Source organism: Methylobacterium sp. J-078 (assembly GCF_022829285.1).
Taxonomy (GTDB): domain Bacteria; phylum Pseudomonadota; class Alphaproteobacteria; order Rhizobiales; family Beijerinckiaceae; genus Methylobacterium.
The window spans coordinates 16,063-30,520 of sequence record NZ_JAKSYI010000099.1; the positions used below are offsets into that span (position 1 = coordinate 16,063).

Below are 14,458 nucleotides of genomic sequence, written 5' to 3' on the forward strand. Positions count from 1 at the left end.
GTGGTCAAGCCGGCCGGGACAATAAAGTCGCCCCTCACGCGGAAAACTGTTTCTCGCCGGCGAACAAAGGGTTCCGCTGTTGCGGTTTGGACTGATCTCACCCTAACTTCGCCGCGCGCTCCTCAAACAACGGCGCGACGCGGAAGATGTCCCGGTTCACGGGGATTGTCGATCCGGGACCGCGACCCGCGAAGTCCGGTCCAGTCCCGGGGGGAAATCACATGTGTCTCGCTTGACAGAGTATTCGGGCTTCATGCGGATCAAGCGCACGCCGACAATCCTGCAGATGGAAGCGATCGAGTGCGGCGCCGCCTCGCTGGCGATCGTGCTCGCCCATCACGGCGCCTGGGTTCCGCTGGAACGCCTGCGGGTCGCCTGCGGCGTCTCCCGCGACGGCAGCAAGGCCAGCAACATCATCAAGGCGGCGCATCGGTTCGGCCTGTCGGCCAAGGGCTACCGGAAGGAGCCGGCCGCCCTGGCGACGATGCCGATGCCCTGCATCATCCACTGGAACTTCAATCACTTCGTCGTCCTCGAAGGAATCCGTCGCGGACGCGCCTACATCAACGATCCCGCCTCCGGCCGCCGCCAGACCGACCTCGGCGAACTCGATCTCGCCTTCACGGGCGTGGTGCTGAGCTTTCAGAAGACGCCGGACTTCGTGCGGATCGGCGGCCGCCCCAGGATGCTGTCCCCCCTGCTGGGCGGCCTCGGGCGCTCCAAGGCGGCGGTCGCCCTCCTGGCCGGGATCAGCCTCGCCCTCGTCGTCCCCGGCATCGTCATCCCGGCTTTCACCAAGATCTTCGTCGACGACATCCTGATCCAGTCCAAGACGTCCTGGCTCACGCCGCTGCTGATCGGGATGGGGGTGGCCGCGCTGTTCCGCGCGGTGGTCGCGGCCATCCAGCAATCGCTGCTGCTGCGCCTGCAGGCCAAGCTCGCGGTCGTCATGGTCAGCCGGTTTCTCTGGTTCGTCCTCGCGCTGCCCATCGAGTTCTTCACCCAGCGCCACGCCGGCGACATCGCCAGCCGGGTCGCGACGAATGAGCAGATCGCGACGCTGCTCGCCAACGGCATCGCGGCCAATGCCCTGAACCTGGTCTCGGTCGTCTTCTTCGCCGGCGCGATGGCGGTGTTCGACGCGCCCCTCGCGGCGGTCGGCATCGGCCTTTCCCTGTTGAACGTGGCCGTCCTCAAGGCCCTGTCGCGGCGGCGCACCGATCTCAGCCGGGGTCTCGCCCTGGAGCAGGGCAAGCTCGTGGGCAGCACGGTCAGCGCCGTCCGCTCGATCGAGACGCTCAAGGCGAGCGGCCTCGAGGACGACGCCTTCGCGCAATGGTCGGGCATTCAGGCGAAATCCCTCAACGCCGAGCAGGGCCTGGGCCTCTCCTCGGCGCTCCTCGACGTTCTGCCGGCGCTGCTGACGGGGCTGACCACGGCCGCGATCCTCGGTGTGGGCGGCCTGCGCGTGATCGAGGGATCGATGACGCTCGGCAGCCTCATCGCCTTCCAGTCGCTGATGGCAAGCTTCTCCGAGCCGATCACGGGGCTCGTCAACCAGGCTGGGAGCATCCAGACCATGGCGAGCGGGTTCGAGCGCCTGCAGGACGTGTTCGCCTATCCGGTGCCGGCTCCCCGGCCGGCGGAAGCCGCGCGCGATGTGCCGGCCAAGCTCGCCGGCCGCATCCGGCTCGAGGACGTGGCGTTCGGCTTCTCGCCCCTCGAACCGCCCCTGATCGAACAGGTCTCGATCGCGATCGAGCCTGGCACGCGGGTGGCGCTGGTGGGCTCCTCCGGCAGCGGAAAATCCACCCTCGGGCGCCTGATCTGCGGCCTGTACACGCCCTGGTCGGGCCGGGTCCTGATCGACGGCCTGCCGATCGCGGAGATTCCCGCCGCGGTCTTCGCGAATTCGGTGGCCTATGTCGACCAGGACATCTTCCTGTTCGAGGGGACCGCGCGCGACAACCTCACCCTGTGGGACAACACCGTGACGGACTCGGACCTCTCGCGGGCGCTGCGGGACGCGGCCATCCACGACGACATCGCGACGCGGGCGGGCAATTACGATTGCCGGGTGGCGGAAGGCGGCACGAATTTCAGCGGAGGCCAGCGGCAACGCATCGAGATCGCGCGCGCCCTCGTGTCGAACCCCTCGATCGTGCTGCTCGACGAGGCCACCGCCGCCCTCGATCCGGTCACCGAGACGCTGATCGACGACAACCTGCGGCGGCGCGGCTGCACCTGCGTCGTCATCGCCCACCGGCTCAGCACGATCCGCGACTGCGACGAGATCATCGTGCTGCACCAGGGCAGGGTCGTCGAGCGCGGGACCCACGAGGACCTGATCGCGCTGGGCGGGCGCTACGCCGAGCTGGTGGCCCTGCAATGACCGAGGAGGCGGCCACGCCGCACGTCTCCCACCCCGTCGCGGAGGATGCGGACACGGCCGCACGGCCGCGCATCCCCCTCGACGGACGGCGCCCGCGATGGCTCGACGAGAGCGTGGAGGCGCTCCAGGTCGTCGCCGGTCATGTCGACGTCTTCGCCGTCGGCGTCGCGGGTCAGGTCGATGCCGCCGCCGGCGGCGTGGGGGCCACGCGTGCGCGCCATCACCTCCTGCGCGCCGAGGCCGGGGAGGTCCTGTTCGGTTTTCCGAAGATCGAGGCGGACGCCGATGGCGCGCCCGGCGCGGGGATCGGCGCTTCCCGGGCGGAGGAGGTCCGGATCGTCGCGGTGGGCGGCCTCGGCGCCGAGGCCATCGCCCTCGGGCACGGTGAGGTCGGCGCCGAGGCCGTGTCGCGCTGGATCGGCCGGCTGGCCGGCGTGATCGCGGGACCGTATCCGAGCTGGGAGATCGCCGAGGCCGGGACCGGCGCGACGGACCTCGCCCCGGGCGAGCGGCTCCGGGGACCTGCGCGCGGGATCGTCTGGGTCGGCGTCCGCCGGGGCGCGGTGCGCCCGATGGATGTCGGGCCGCCCTGCGAGGCGGACGGGCCGTGGCTGCCGCTGACCGCCGGCCTGTGGATCGCGGCCGGCGGTGACGGCTGCACCCTCGTCGCCGACGGGGAGGCGCCGCGCGGCGCGGCGCTCGCCGCGGCGACCGGGCAGTTCCAGGCGCAGGCCCTCGCCTGCATCCGGCACCGGCTGGTCGCGGAGGCAGGCCAGCAGGCCGAGCGCCTGACCCGCCGCGACGCGCAGACGGCCGCGCGGGCCACCGGCCTGTTCGAGCGCCTCGCGGCCGTCGTTCCCGGGGCGCGCGCCCGCATGAAGGCGATCCCGACGGAGGTCGACGCGCCGATCTTCGCCGCCTGCCGCCTGGTCGCCGAGGCCCATCACGTCGTCCTGGCGCGGCCGCCGGCCACATCCTCGGACGCCTCGGACCTGGCGGCCGTCGCCGACATCGCGCGCGTTTCACGGCTGCGCGTCCGCCAGGTCCTGCTGCGGCACGACTGGTGGCGCCGGGACGGCGGGGCCCTGATCGGCTGGCTCGGCGAGGCGCGCCGGCCGGTCGCCCTGCTGCCGAAGGCGCGCCGCGGCTACGCCATGGTCGACCCGTCCACGGGCCTGCGCCGCCGGGTCGGCGCGGCCGAGGCCTCGGAGCTGTCGCCCCTCGCCGCGACCCTGTATCCGCCGCTGCCCTCGCACCCGCTGCGCCTGCGCGACCTGCTCGGCTTCGCGATCCGGCAGTCCCGAGGCGGCTACGGCCGCCTCGTGCTCGCGATCGCCGCGCTCGGCGCCCTCTCCTGGGTGACCCCGCTGATCACGCAGGCCATCGTCAGCTCGATCATTCCGCGCACCGAGCTCGATCAGCTCGCCTTCTGCGTGCTCGCCCTCGTCGTGACGGCCGTCGCGAGCGCCGGCGTGCAGCTCGTCGAGATGACGGTGATGCTCCGGATCGAGGGCCTGATCGACTGGAAGCTGCAGGCGGCCGTCTTCGATCGCGTGCTGCGCCTGCCGGCCGCGATCTTCCGCGACTTCACGGTCGGCGACTTCGTCGACCGGACCCTGGGCATCGATTCCGTCCGCCGCGTCCTCACGGGGCGAACGCTGCGCGGCCTCCTCTCGGGGCTGCTCTGCGGGTTCAGCCTCGCGCTGATGATCTACTACGACGGCAAGCTCGCCCTCGTGGCGATGGGCCTGATCGGCTTTCGCGCCGTCGTGATCGTCGCCACGTCCGGGCTGCGCCTCTATCACGAGGGACGCTACCTGGCGCTGCACGGGACGGTGAGCGGCCTCGTCCTCCAGCTCCTCGCCGGCGTCGGAAAGCTGCGGATCGCGGCGGCGACGCAGCGCGGGCTCGCCGTCTGGGGCGTGCTCTACGCCGCGCAGAAGCGCCAGTTCGTCGCCGCACGGCGGTTCGCGAACGCCTTGACCGTGTTCGAGGGGTCTTTCGCGGTGCTCGCCACCCTCGCGATCTTCGCCGCCTCGGTCTATCTGGAGAGTTCCCTGCAGCGGGATCTGGGCGCCTTCCTGGGCTTCTTCGCCGCGTTCGGACAGGCGATGGCCTCGGTGGGATCCTGGGCGGCCGGCGTCAGCGACGCGCTCGGGGCGATTCCCCACCTCACCCGGATCAGGCCCTTGATCGCCGCGAACGTGGAGATCTCCGAGGAGCGCAAGCCGCCGGGGGCCCTGTCCGGGGCGATCGAGCTCTCCCGCGTCACTTTCCGCTACGCGCCGAGCGGACCGCCCGTCCTGGACAATCTCACCCTCCGGATCGCGGCCGGCGAGTACGTCGCCCTGGTCGGCCCCTCGGGAAGCGGCAAGTCCTCGCTGTTCCGCCTGCTCCTGGGTTTCGAGCGGGCCGAGGCCGGCGCCGTCTTCTACGACGGCAAGGCGATCGACACCCTCGACGTCGGTGCGCTCCGGCGCCAGTTCGGCGTCGTCCTGCAGAACGGCGGGCTGACGAACGGCAGCATCTACGACAACATCTGCGGCGGCGCTCCGCTCCCCCTCGATCAGGTTCGGGAGGCGGCTCGCCTCGCCAGCCTCGAAGACGACCTCGCGGCCATGCCGATGGGGCTGCACACCCTCGTCTCGGAAGGGGTGAGCACCATCTCGGGCGGCCAGCGGCAGCGCATCATGATCGCGCGGGCCATCGCCCGGCGCCCGCGCATCATCCTGCTCGACGAGGCGACGAGTTCCCTCGACAACCGGTCCCAGGCCGTGGTGACCGCCGCCCTCGGTAACCTGAACGTCACCCGCATCGTGATCGCCCATCGGCTGAGTACCGTGCGCGAGGCCGATCGCATCATCGTCCTGGCCGACGGCAAGGTCGTCCAGTCGGGCTCGTTCGAGGCGCTGAGCCGCACGGCGGGCCCGTTCGCGGACCTGGCGCGGCGGCAGATGCTGTGACCCCCCTTCGACGGTGCCGCGAAGCGGCCCCGGATGCGGGACGGGCAGCGCGACCGGGTCCCGGTCATCCGGTGCGGTTCTGCACCGCGTTCCTTCACAGGTTCATCCATCGTCTGAACGCGGCCAATGCAGTGCACGCGATGGAGACGACCATGCTGAAGTTTCTCAACAAGGCCCTCGATCAGAAATCGGCCCGGAACGACAAGTCTTCGAGCGAAACTTTTTCAAGCAAGGACCAGAAGGTTTCGGCCCAGGACGAGAAGGCGCTCTCGGACGCCGAGCTGTCGCAGGTGGCCGGCGGCCGGATGCTCAACCCGCAGCCGCTGCCCCCGCGCCATCGGTAAGATCGCGTGGTCCGGCCCGGGCATCGCCCGGCGGACCGGCGCGGGCGCGGGGGATGCGGCGGCGGCCGCCCCTTGCGCCGTCCACGGATCGGCACCGCGCCCGGCGGTGCCCGGTCATTGCGGCGCGGCGCGCAGCAAGGCCAGCATCCGCTGAAACCGCTCGCCCGCGGCCGAGATCGTGTCGAGCACCGTCAGGTCGAGTTCGCCGGACGGCACGGTCCCGTCCGCCGGATCGCGGGGGTCGCCCGCGGCCATCGCCGCGCGCAGGCGGTCGGCGAGGAACACCGCGAGGGCGCGGTAGAAGCGGCCGGCGAAGCCCGCGTCGGCGGCAAGCTTCTCGGTCAGCATCGTCCTGTCGATCGCCAGGATGAGACTGGGCCTGGATGCGCGGATCGTGGCCGAGGTCGGGGCCGACTCGACGAGGGACATCTCGCCGATGATCTCGCCGACGCCCAGCCGGGCGATGCCGCCGGCCCTGCGCGTGCTGACGAGCAGTTCGCCCTCCAGCACGATCGCCACGAAATCGATGGCGTCGTCCTCCAGGATCACCACATCGCCGGGCGCGATCCGCCGGCGGAGGCCCGACCGGGCCATCCAGGCGATGTCGGCGTCGTTGAGCAGGCCGAACACGTAGAGGATCTTTCGCATCGTCGCTCGGCTCTCAGCATCGTTCGCCGCGGCCGTCCCCGGTTCGGCAGGACAAACGAGGCGCTAACAGGAATCCAAATAGCGTCGCGCCCGGCGACTCCGCTCAGTCGAGGATACCGGTGAACCGTTTGGCGAGCGGCAGAACCAGGTCGAGGGGCCGCTGCGATCGCGTCGTGATCTCGGCCTTCGTCAGGGTTCCGCTGGTGAGACGAACGACCGGCCCCGCACCGACCGCCCAGCGATAGCCGCTGACGGTCTTCTCGTCCTCGACCAGCCGGACGATCGCGGCGTAGGGCGCTCCCGCGCCGGAGAACTGCTTGACCAGACTGTCGTTCTGCAGCACCGCCAGCATGCCCTGCGGCGTGACCGGGAACTCCGAGATGCGCGCGACCGTGCCGATCATCGTGCCGAACTCCTCGCGCTTGACGGTGCTCGGCTCCAGGCGAACCTCCATGCCCGGCTTCACGCTCTTGCCGCGATCGGCGGGGATGTAGACGACCGCCTCCAGATCGGTTCCACCCGCCTGGATTCCGATGACGGCGGTGCCGACCCCCAGGACGGAACCGGGTGCGACCTTGATCTCGATCACCTGGCCGTCGATCGGGCTGAGAACCCGGGTGCTGAGCCCGAGCTCCTCGGTGGCGCGGGCGACCTGCCGGCGCGCCTCGTTGCGGCGATCCTCGCTGTCGCGGATCTCGCGCTCCCGCTGCGTCTCGAGGTCGGTCTTCTGGGCCTGGAGCTTCAGGATCTCGTTCTGAGCGTCCTTCCGGCGCTGTTCCGTGTCGGCGAGTTCGTGGCGTCGGTCCTCGACCGTGCGGCGCGTCGTGTAGCCCTTCGCCAGGAGCTTCGAGAGATTCTCCACGTCCTGCGTCAGGTAGCCGATGCGCTGATCGGCGGCCCGGATGACCTGCTGGAAGGCTTCCTCCAGCTTGGCGAAGTTGTTGGCTTTGGCGCTCAGTTCGGACCGGACCCGGGCGACGCGCTCGGCGTGCTCGCGCTCGCGCTCGTTCAGCACGTCCCCGGCGCTGCGCAGGGCCTGCTCGGCGTCGGTTCGCACGACGCGCGCGATGGGCTGATCCTTCGTCACCCGATCGTCGATCGCGACATCGATCGAGGCCAGCCGGCCCGTGGTCGCCGAGACCGCATCGACGACGCGCGCGCCGCTCCGGACCAGGATGCCCTCCGCGGGCGAGCGGGTCGGAATGCGCCCGACGACGCTCCAGGCGATCAAGGTGCCCAACATCAGAAAGACGACGCCGACCAGGATCCAGTCGAGGGGCCGGGTCACGTCGACGAGGTGGTCGAGCTGTTCGGGGGAGGCGGCACGCTCGATTGCGACGGCACGGAAGACCTTGTCCGAGGGTGTGCCCATGATCCTGTGCTCCGGGTCGAAGGATCAAGATGTGGCTCGGCGTGCGCCGCATTGACAGCAAGCCCGCATCCGCTCACCTGTTCTGGGCGGCGGCTCGCCTTCGAATCACTATAGACTTTGTTGAAGTCTGCCCACAACCGACTCGTGAAGCGGACGCTTCCGGAAGCAATCGCACAGGTCACGGGGCTCGGCGTCCCGGCGGAATGCGACTTGCGCCGGCGGCGGCGGATCGAGCAAGATTCGGCATGCGGGTCCGTCGAGAGACACGCGACCTCGGCGCGAGACAGGACCTCGATCGATGCGACCCGCGACGTCATGGGATCCCGAATTCGCCAGCGCCGCCCGGCCACGGGCATGGCCGATGGGCGAGCCGTCGGACGCTCGGGAGACCCGTCCTGCCGCGACGGAATCGATCCGGCGCCCGCGCCGAGTCGTGCGGGTGCGTGCCGGCGGCGGCCGGAGATGGGCCGCCATCGCGCTGGGATTTCTCATGGCGAGCGGGAGCGGCGCGGACGTCCGGGCCGGCGTGCTCGAGAAGGCGGATCTGGACCGCGTCGCCTCCGTCAAGGCGAGCTTTACCGCGACCGCCATCGACGTCGGCCAAGCGCTTCAGCGGGCGGATCTCTCGGGGCTCGATCGCGAGTGCATCCAGACGATCGCGCAGGATCTCAACCAGATGGGCCAGGAGCTGTCGGGCTATGAGAACCTGATGAAGATCGAGACCCAGTTGAACAGCTTCAGCGACGAGAGCACCACCCGCGACGTCGTGCTCTACGCCCTGGACAAGGCCTTGCTGGTCCTGTCCGCGCAGCGCAAGCGCCTGGCGCAGCCGCCGGACCACTGCGCGAATCTGCCGGTCTCGACCGGCAAGGCTCAGTCGGTGCTCCGCGTCATCGAAGGGACGATCGTGACGCTCCAGGCCATGCGCGCCCGTCTGTGATCGTCGATCGCGGCCCCGCCCGCCGCCGCTCGAGGCGGAACCCGGCTACGCCGAATTGATGCGCCGGGCTTTTCGGAGCATGCCTGCGCGATGCCCGAGGACGGCCGCCCCGGTGCGCTCGGCGGAATTCCGGAGCGCGGGGACGGCCATCGATGATCAGGATCGCCATGCGCACGCCCGCCCTTCTCGCCCTCGCACTCCTCGCCGCCCTCGCGCCGCACCCGGTCCTGTCCGCGCCGGACGCCACCGTGCTCGCGGCGGCCAAGGCGCAGGACGGGCCCTATCGTGACACCCTGAAGGGGCTGGTCGACATCGATACCGGCACCGGCGACGTGCCCGGTCTCACCCGGGTCGAGGCGATCCTGAAGGGACGCCTCGCGGCGGCGGGGCTCACGGTGGAGAGCCGGGCCGCCCCCGCCTTCGGCGGCAACACCCTGGTCGGCACGCGCACCGGCACGGGCACGCGCCGGATCATGATGCTGGTGCATTACGACACCGTGTTCGGCACGGGCGACGCGGCCAAGCGCCCCTACACCGAGCGCGACGGACGCGCCTACGGGCCGGGCGTCGCCGACGCGAAGGGCGGCGTCGCGATGATCCTGCACGTGCTGGCCGCCCTGGAGGCGCTGCGCTTCGAGGGCTACGGCACCCTCACGGTGGTGCTCAATCCGGACGAGGAGCGCGGTTCGCGCGGCTCGCGCGAGGAGATCGCCCGACTTGCCCGCGACCAGGACGTGGTCCTGTCCTTCGAGCCGTCCTTCGCCGAGGCCGGCGTCGACGCCGTCACGGTGGCGACGAAGGGCATCAACTACGCGAGCCTCACGGTGAAGGGCCGGGCCGCCCACGCCGGCGGCGCGCCGGAGGCCGGCCGCAACGCGGTGGTCGAACTCGCCCACCAGATCCTCCAGCTCCAGGACCTCGGCGATGCGGACAAGGGCACCAGCCTGCACTGGACCGTGATCCAGGGCGGCACCAAGCCGAACATCATCCCCGAGGCGGCGCGGGCGGAGGGCGACATGCGCTACTTCCTGCCCGCCGAGTACGACCGCGTGCTGGCGCAGGCCCGCCGGATCATCGGCACCCACCGCGTCCCCGACACGCAGGTGAGCTTCGATCTGGCCAAGGGCCGGCCGCCGCTGCCGCGCAACCCCGCGACCCAGGCGCTGGGCGAGCGCGCCCGGGCGATCTACGGCGAGATGGGCGCCGAACTGGCCCTTGCCGAGATCGGCGGCGGCACCGATGCGGGCTACGCCTTCCAGCCCGACAGCCCGGGCAAACCCGCCATCCTCGAATCCCTCGGCGTCGTCGGCGGCCACTATCACAGCGCGGACGAGTTCGCGGTGCTGGCCAGCATCACCCCGCGGCTCTACCTCGCGACCCGCCTGGTGATGGAGGCGTCGCGGGAGCCGGCGCGCTGATCCGGTCCTTGGGCGACGGGACGCCGGGCGCCGTCCCGCGCGACGGCGGCCCGTGGAGGCCCGGCACGGCGGCGACGCGAGAGAGGGACAGGCCCATGCGCACGTTCGACGTCGCCGTCATCGGCGGGGGAATCAACGGCTGCGGCATCGCGCGGGACGCGGCCGGACGGGGCTACGCGGTGATCCTCGCCGAACAGAACGACCTCGGCAGCGGCACCTCGGCCTGGTCGACGAAGCTGATCCACGGCGGCCTGCGCTACCTCGAGCACTACGAGTTCCGCCTCGTGCGCGAGGCTTTGGCCGAGCGCGAGGTGCTCTGGCGCATCGCGCCCCACATCGTGCGCCCGCTTCGCTTCATCCTGCCCCTGCATGCGGGCCTGCGGCCGGCCTGGCTGCTGCGCCTCGGGCTCTTCCTGTACGATCATCTCGGCGGCCGCAGGCGCCTGGCCGCCACCCGCCGGGTCGACCTGACGGGGCCGCTCGGCGCGTCCCTCAAGCCCGAGTTCCGGCGCGGCTTCGAGTATTCCGACGCCCGCGTGGACGACACCCGCCTCGTCGTCCTCAACGCCCGCGACGCGCGGGAAAGGGGGGCGGAGATCGCGGTGCGCACCCGCGTCGTGTCCGCCCGCCGCGTGGGCGACCTCTGGCACGTCGTGCTTCGCGACCTGCGCTCAGGCCGCGAGGAGACGGTGGCCGCCCGCTTCCTCGTCAACGCGGCGGGGCCGTGGGTCGACCGGGTGATCCAGGGTCCGATGGGCCGGAGCGAGGCCCGCCACGTGCGCCTCGTGCAGGGCTCGCACATCGTGGTGCGCAAGCTCTACGAGCACGACCGGGCCTTCATCTTCCAGAACGCGGACGGGCGGATCATCTTCGCCATTCCGTACGCGAACGACACCACCCTGGTCGGCACCACCGACCGGGACTTCTCGGGCGACCCGGCGGACGCGGCCATCACGGACGAGGAGACCGACTACCTCCTCGCGGCGGCCAGCGAATACTTCGCGCGAGCCCTGCGCCGGGCCGACATCGTCTGGACCTTCTCGGGCGTGCGCCCGCTCTACGACGACAAGGCGTCGAAGGCCCAGGAGGCGACCCGCGACTACGTCCTGCGGACGGAGGGGGCGGGGGGCCAGGCGCCCGTGCTGAACATCTTCGGCGGCAAGATCACGACCTACCGCCGGCTCGCCGAGGACGCCCTGGCGGAGATCGGCGCCCATCTCGGCGCGCGCGGCGGCTCCTGGACCGGGACGGCGCCCCTGCCGGGCGGCGATTTCCCGGTGGATGCCGTCGGCGACGTCGAGGACCGCCTCGCGCGTGCGGCCCCCGGCCTCGCGCCGGGCACCGTCCGCCGCATGGTCGCGGCCTACGGGACGGACGCCCTGCGCATCGCCGAGACGCTGGGTGACGACCTCGGCCACGGCCTGCACGCGGGCGAGCTGCGCTGGATGATGACGCAGGAATGGGCCCGCACCGCCGAGGACGTGCTCTGGCGCCGCTCCAAGCTCGGCCTCGCCTTCTCGGCCGAGGCCAGCGCAGCCCTCCAGTCCCGGATGGACGACCTTACCGCCGATGCCTAGGCGCTGGCCCCCTCGGAGGCGGCCCGGCAGCAGGCGTCGAAGCCGCGCGCCAGCTCGGCGAGGCTGACACGGCCCAGGCGCGCGACCAGCAGCGCCTCGGCGTCCCGCAGCGCGTCCTCCACGGCGGCGTTGACCACCCGCTCGACGGCGCAGTCCGGGTTCGGATGCGCGTTGCCGATCGCGAAGAGACGGGGGCCGCCGACCGCGCGGTGGATGTCGAGGAGCGAGACGGCCTCCAGGTCGGCCACGATCGCCCAGCCGCCGCCATGGCCCTTGTCGGAACGCACGTAGCCGGCCTCGCGCAGGCCCGCCATCGTCCGGCGCACGACCACGGGGTTGGTCCCGAGCATCCGGGCGATCGCGTCGGAGGTCATGGGTCCGTCGTGCCGCGCCATGTGGAGCAGCACGTGGAGCATTCGCGAGAGGCGGGTGTCGTGACGCACGGCCCGACCCTTCGCACGATGACCCGGATTGGCAAAGCCGCACGATCACGATACTTCTGATGTTGCATGATAAGGGAGGATCCGGGATGCGGGCATTCCAAGACCCCGAGCGTTGGGACACGGTCGCGCGGCACTACGAGGAGACGGCCCATCCCTTCACCGCCCGCTTCGCGGAGGACGCCCTCGCGCGGGTCCCCCTCGATGCGCGCAGCCGGGTGCTCGACGTGGCGGCCGGCACCGGCGCCCTGGCGCGGGCGGCCGCGCGGACCGGGGCCCAGGTGCTGGCGACGGATTTCTCGCCCGGGATGGTGGCCCGCATCGCGGCGGCGGGTCTGCCGAACGTCGAGGCCCGGGTGATGGACGGACAGGCCCTGGCGTTGCCCGACGGGGCCTTCGACGCGGTCTTCTCGATCTTCGGCGTGATCATGTTCCCCGACTGGCGCCGGGGCTTGTCCGAGATGGCGCGGGTGACCCGCCCCGGCGGGACCGGCGTCGTCGCGACGTGGCGGGACGAGGGCGCGGCGAGCTTCCTGCTGCTCGGCCGGATCCGCCGGACGCTGTTCCCCGAGCGCGCGGGCCTGCCGATGCCCGAGGCCGTGCGGGCGCTGAGCACGCCGCAGGATTTCGCGCGCGAACTCGTCGCCGCCGGCTACCGCGATCCCGAGATCGCGGTGGTCGTCCACGACTACGTGCTGGACGTCGCGGCGCTCGCCGACCCGGAGACCGTGTTCGGCCTGTCGCCGGACTGGACCGGCCTGGACGCGGCGGACCAGGCGGCGGTGGTCGTCGAGGCGCGCCGGATGGCCGGCGGCCAGGCGACCCTGCGCATCCCCTCGACCGCGCTGATCGCCGTCGCGCGCCGGTGAGGCGCCTCGCGCATCTGTCATCGAACCGGCGCCGCCGGTACCCGTTGTGCGCAACGGCCTGCGCGCCCCGGTGGACCGGGAGCTGGTAGACCGGGACCTGCGCGGGCGGATCGTTTCCGCCGACCGCGCCACCGCCCGGGCGCGCGTGACGGGCGCGCGCGAGGAGATGACGATGCACACGGACGGGACGACCGGGGCGCCGCCGCGCCTCGAACGCAAGGCGGTCGCCGCCGTGGTGCTCGGCAACGCCCTCGAATTCTACGACTTCACGATCTACGCCTTCTTCGCCAAACCCATCGGCGAGGCGTTCTTTCCGTCCCAGAACGCCACCGACAGCCTGCTCGCCTCCCTGGCCCTGTTCGGCATCGGCTACGTCATGCGGCCCATCGGCGGCATCCTCATCGGGGCCTTCGCCGACCGGGCGGGGCGCAAGCCCGCCATGCTGATCACCATCGCGCTGATGGCCGTCGGCATGGTGATGCTGGCGGCCGCCCCGGGCTACGAAACCCTGGGGGGCTGGTCGCAGGTCATCGTCATCGTGGGCCGGCTGATCCAGGGTCTGGCGCTCGGGGGCGAAGTCGGGCCCTCCACCGCCTACCTCCTGGAGGCCGCGCCCCCGAAGCACCGGGGCTTCGTGGCGAGCTGGCAGATCGCCAGCCAGGGCTGCGCCGCGCTGATCGCCGGCCTCGTCGCCTCGGTCCTGACCTATGCGGTGGGCGACGACGCCATGGCGAACTGGGGCTGGCGGGTGATGTTCGCGCTGGGCATCGGCGTCGTGCCGGTCGGCCTGATCATCCGCAGCCACCTGCCGGAGACGGCCGGCGCGGACGCCGATCCGGCCGCGGCCGAGTCGACCCTCGCGGTGGTCCGGCGCCTCGTGCGCGAGCACGGCCGGATGCTGGTCCTGACCTTCCTCATCATCGCGGCCTCCACCGTCTCGAACGCGGTGGGCACCAACATGCCGGTCTACGCCCAGGCCACCCTCGGACTGACCGAGACGGTCTCCACCGCCGTGCCGATCGCCCTCGGGCTCGCCTCCATCGTCTTTCCGCTGCTCGGCGGCTGGCTCGCCGACCGGTTCGGCCGGCGCGCGGTGATGATCTGGCCCCGCGCCCTCATCGTGGTGCTGACCGTGCCGGCCTTCGCCTGGCTCGTGCGCGACCCGACCGGCCCCTCGGTCTATGCCGTGACCTTCCTGCTCTCGGCCCTCTCCTCGATCAACGCGGCGGCGATCATCGTGGCGATCCCCGAATCCCTGCCGCGGGCGGTGCGCAGCGCGGGCCTCTCCATCGTCTACGCCTTCTCGGTCTCGGTCTTCGGCGGCAGCACGAACTACGTCGTGAACAAGCTCATCGCCCTGTCGGGCGACAAGCTGGCCCCGGCCTACTACCTCGTGGCCTTCAGCATCGTGGGCACGCTCGCGGCCTTCCTCATGCCGGAAACCCGGGGCAGGGACCTCGAGGCGGACGCGCCGGCGCGCTAAAGCCGGGAGGGA

At 71.6% G+C, this 14,458-nt stretch carries 11 protein-coding genes; 8 read left to right on the forward strand and 3 right to left on the reverse strand.

Going from position 1 to position 14,458, the window contains the following annotated elements; all coding sequences use genetic code 11:
* Nucleotides 1-223: 223 nt before the first annotated feature.
* The 3 genes from MKK58_RS15635 (at nt 224) to MKK58_RS15645 (ending at nt 5,699) form a co-directional block, all read left to right on the forward strand.
* Nucleotides 224-2,392, forward strand: a complete 2,169-nt coding sequence (locus tag MKK58_RS15635) for an NHLP family bacteriocin export ABC transporter peptidase/permease/ATPase subunit (RefSeq protein ID WP_313899290.1) — start codon at nt 224-226, stop codon at nt 2,390-2,392.
* Entirely contained in the window at nt 2,389-5,355 is a 2,967-nt protein-coding gene (locus MKK58_RS15640; protein ID WP_243912923.1) for an NHLP bacteriocin export ABC transporter permease/ATPase subunit, read from the forward strand. Before MKK58_RS15635 ends, MKK58_RS15640 begins: the two co-directional genes overlap by 4 nt.
* Before the next feature lie 152 nt (nt 5,356-5,507).
* Nucleotides 5,508-5,699 carry a hypothetical protein gene (locus MKK58_RS15645; protein WP_243912924.1) on the forward strand — a complete coding sequence of 64 codons (192 nt, stop codon included), beginning with the start codon at nt 5,508-5,510 and terminating at the stop codon, nt 5,697-5,699.
* A 114-nt stretch (nt 5,700-5,813) separates the two neighbouring features.
* Here MKK58_RS15645 and MKK58_RS15650 read toward each other — a convergent pair whose 3' ends face one another.
* Nucleotides 5,814-6,347 (reverse strand): cyclic nucleotide-binding domain-containing protein, encoded by a 534-nt coding sequence (locus tag MKK58_RS15650; protein WP_243912925.1) that lies wholly within the window; start codon nt 6,345-6,347, stop codon nt 5,814-5,816.
* A 103-nt stretch (nt 6,348-6,450) separates the two neighbouring features.
* Complete coding sequence (locus MKK58_RS15655) at nt 6,451-7,719, reverse strand: NHLP bacteriocin system secretion protein (RefSeq protein ID WP_243912926.1); 1,269 nt, start codon at nt 7,717-7,719, stop codon at nt 6,451-6,453.
* A gap of 490 nt (nt 7,720-8,209) precedes the next feature.
* Between MKK58_RS15655 and MKK58_RS15660 the strand changes: the two genes are divergently transcribed.
* The 3 genes from MKK58_RS15660 to glpD all read left to right on the forward strand — a co-directional run bounded on the left by MKK58_RS15660 (nt 8,210) and on the right by glpD (nt 11,654).
* Complete coding sequence (locus tag MKK58_RS15660; RefSeq protein WP_243912927.1) at nt 8,210-8,659, forward strand: hypothetical protein; 450 nt, start codon at nt 8,210-8,212, stop codon at nt 8,657-8,659.
* Nucleotides 8,660-8,811: 152 nt separating this feature from the next.
* Nucleotides 8,812-10,077 carry a glutamate carboxypeptidase gene (locus tag MKK58_RS15665; protein WP_243912928.1) on the forward strand — a complete coding sequence of 422 codons (1,266 nt, stop codon included), beginning with the start codon at nt 8,812-8,814 and terminating at the stop codon, nt 10,075-10,077.
* A gap of 95 nt (nt 10,078-10,172) precedes the next feature.
* Entirely contained in the window at nt 10,173-11,654 is a 1,482-nt protein-coding gene (gene glpD / locus MKK58_RS15670; RefSeq protein WP_243912929.1) for a glycerol-3-phosphate dehydrogenase, read from the forward strand.
* On the opposite strand, the gene MKK58_RS15675 is transcribed toward glpD, so the two are convergent.
* Nucleotides 11,651-12,097: an Rrf2 family transcriptional regulator gene (locus tag MKK58_RS15675; RefSeq protein WP_243912930.1), complete on the reverse strand. Its 447-nt coding sequence runs from the start codon at nt 12,095-12,097 to the stop codon at nt 11,651-11,653. The genes glpD and MKK58_RS15675 overlap by 4 nt on opposite strands.
* An 86-nt stretch (nt 12,098-12,183) precedes the next feature.
* Here MKK58_RS15675 and MKK58_RS15680 point away from each other — a divergent pair, with 86 nt between their 5' ends.
* Entirely contained in the window at nt 12,184-12,963 is a 780-nt protein-coding gene (locus tag MKK58_RS15680) for a class I SAM-dependent methyltransferase (protein WP_243912931.1), read from the forward strand.
* Between the two features lie 172 nt (nt 12,964-13,135).
* Nucleotides 13,136-14,446: an MFS transporter gene (locus MKK58_RS15685; RefSeq protein WP_243912962.1), complete on the forward strand. Its 1,311-nt coding sequence runs from the start codon at nt 13,136-13,138 to the stop codon at nt 14,444-14,446.
* Nucleotides 14,447-14,458: the final 12 nt, after the last annotated feature.